Origin of the sequence: Kitasatospora sp. NPDC059571 (assembly GCF_042735675.1) — a bacterium.
GTDB lineage: Bacteria > Actinomycetota > Actinomycetes > Streptomycetales > Streptomycetaceae > Kitasatospora.
The window spans coordinates 1-1,573 of the sequence record NZ_JBHWBW010000803.1 but is presented as its reverse complement, the minus strand read 5'-3'; the positions used below and the strand labels follow the sequence as shown (position 1 = coordinate 1,573).

General features: G+C 77.6%; 2 protein-coding genes. Both read left to right on the top strand.

Annotation, left to right across the window (positions count from 1 at the left end):
- Positions 1-884 (top strand): molybdopterin-binding protein (locus tag ACFV0G_RS39190; protein ID WP_380558642.1); only part of this gene is annotated, 884 nt, incomplete at its 5' end.
- A gap of 29 nt (positions 885-913) precedes the next feature.
- Positions 914-1,573 (top strand): potassium channel family protein (locus ACFV0G_RS39185; RefSeq protein WP_380558645.1); only part of this gene is annotated, 660 nt, incomplete at its 3' end.

Sequence of the window (1,573 nt, the reverse complement as noted above, 5' to 3'; positions counted from 1 at the left end):
CCACCGGCGCCAAGCTGCCGCCCGGAGACACAGGGGTGCTGCGCCGCGAGCACGGCCACCTCGACCGCGGCCTGCTGCAGGGCGTGGTGACGCCCGGTCAGGACGTCCGCCCGCGCGGACAGGAATGCCGGCGCAACGAGGTGCTGCTGCCCGCAGGGGCGGTGGTCACCCCCGCCGTGCTCGGCCTGGCCGCCGCCGCGGGCCACGACCGGCTGGCCGTCCACCGCCGGCCGACGGTCGAACTGCTGCTGCTCGGCGACGAGCTGACGGAGTCCGGGGTGCCCGGGCCGGGCCGGGTGCGGGACGCCCTCGGGCCGCTGCTGCCGCCCTGGCTCGCCGCGGCCGGGGCCGGGATCACCGGCCGGCGCCGGATCGGCGACGACGCCGCGCTGCTGCGCGACGCCGTCCGGCGCTCCACCGCCGACGTCGTGGTCACCACCGGCGGCACGGCCGCCGGACCGGCGGACTTCCTGCACGGCGCGCTGGCCGACGCCGGTGCCCGGCTGCTGGTCGACGGGGTCGCCGTCCGCCCCGGCCACCCGATGCTGCTCGCCGCGCTGCCCGACGGACGGCACCTGGTCGGCCTGCCGGGCAACCCGCTGGCCGCGGTGGCCGGCACCCTCACCCTGGCGCTGCCGCTGCTGGCGGCGCTCTCCGGCCGCCCCGCCCCGCAGCCGCGGACCGAGCCGGCCGCCGCCGACCTGCCGGGCCACCCGGAGGACACCCGGCTGGTGCCGGTGGAGCGCACCGGGCGCGGGGTGGCGCCGCTGCGCTTCGACGGTCCCGCCATGCTGCGCGGGTTGGCCCTGGCGGAGGCGGTCGCGGTCGTCCCGCCGGGCGGTGTGCCGGCCGGGGGCCGGGCCGAGCTGCTGGACACCCCGTGACCGGCCGGGCGGGCGGCGGCCGCCCGCGTCTGCTCGGTCCGCTGCGCCAGGGCACGGAGGGCTCCGGCGACCTCGGCATCGTGCTGCCCGCCCGGCCGGCCGCCCCCGCGCTCCGGCAGGTCGCCCTGCGGCTGGTGCTGGCCCTCGCCGTCCTGGTCACCACCACGCTGATCGTCTGGGCCGACCACGGCGGCTACCACGACAACGCCGACGACACGGTGTCGCTGCTGGACTCCGCGTACTACGCGACGGTGACCCTCTCCACCACCGGCTACGGCGACATCACCCCGGTCAGCGACGGGGCGCGGCTGGTCAACATCCTGGTGATCACCCCGCTGCGCGTGCTCTTCCTGATCATCCTGGTCGGCACCACCCTGGAGGTGCTCACCGAACGTACGCGCCAGCAGTGGCGGATCAACCGCTGGAGGTCCACCGTGCGCGAGCACACCGTCGTCATCGGCTACGGCACCAAGGGCCGCAGCGCCGTCAGCGCGCTGATCGGGCAGGGCGTGGGCCGGGAGTCGATCGTGGTGGTGGATCCGCAGCAGAAGGCGGTCGACCAGGCGAACCGGGACGGCCTGACCGGCGTGCTCGGCGACGCCACCCGCTCCGACACCCTGCTGCGTGCCGAACTCCAGCGCGCCGACCGGGTGGTGATCGCCCCGGACCGCGATGCCACCGCGGTGCTG